This is a genomic window from Streptomyces sp. CB02980 (genome assembly GCF_014451325.2).
In the GTDB taxonomy this organism is placed as follows: domain Bacteria; phylum Actinomycetota; class Actinomycetes; order Streptomycetales; family Streptomycetaceae; genus Streptomyces.
The window spans coordinates 1-896 of sequence record NZ_JACSCH020000067.1; the positions used below are offsets into that span (position 1 = coordinate 1).

1 protein-coding gene is annotated in these 896 nt (G+C 69.5%); it reads left to right on the plus strand.

The window, feature by feature from the left end; translation table 11 throughout:
• The coding region (locus E0F75_RS39765) for an AMP-binding protein (RefSeq protein ID WP_229315921.1) at nt 1-896 on the plus strand (896 nt) is incomplete at both ends.

The following is an 896-nucleotide window of genomic DNA, read 5'->3' on the forward strand; positions in this document are numbered from 1 at the left end:
CTTGAGCAGGTGGCTCCCGCCGCTCTCATCACCCAGTCGCATCTGCCGCAGCTCGCCACGGAGGCGGTGGTCGTCGATCTGACGGCCGAGATCGCCGAGGCGAGCGGGCTGTCGGGCGCGGCGGTGGAGACGGGCGGGTCGCCGGAGTCGGTGGCGTGCGTGATGTTCACGTCGGGCTCGACAGGTCTGCCCAAGGGGGTCATGGCCTCGCACCGTGCGCTGGCCGCGACCTTCGTCGGACCGGACTACCTGGCCTTCGGTCCGGAGCAGCCGTTCCTGCAGTGCTCGCCCGTCTCGTGGGACGCCTTCGCCCTGGAGGTCTTCGGCCCGCTGCTGCACGGCGGGGTGTGTGTCCTCCAGCCCGGCCAGCACACCGACCCGTACCTGATCGCGGAGCTGGTGGAACGGCACCAGGTCACCACGCTCCAGATGTCCGCGAGCCTCTTCAATCACATGCTCGACGAGTACCCGGCGGTCTTCAGGGGGATCCGCGAGGCCATGACGGCGGGCGAGGCCGCCTCACCCGCGCACGTCACCCGCTCCCTCACCGACCACCCGCAGCTGCATCTCCTGAACGGTTATGGTCCGGCGGAGAGCATGGGGTTCACGACGGTGTTCGTGATCGAGCCGGGGGTCGGTGCCGGTGCGGCGAGCATTCCGGTGGGTGGTCCGCTGGCCGGCAAGCACGCCTACGTCCTGGACACCAACCTGGAGGTCGTGGCGCCGGGTGTGCCGGGGGAGTTGTATGTCGCCGGGCACGGTCTCGCCCACGGATACATCGGCCAGTCGGCACTCACGGCGGACCGTTTCGTCGCCAATCCCTACGGTCCTGCCGGGGCGCGGATGTATCGCACGGGTGACCTGGCCCGATGGAACAAGCAGGGTGCCCTGGAGTA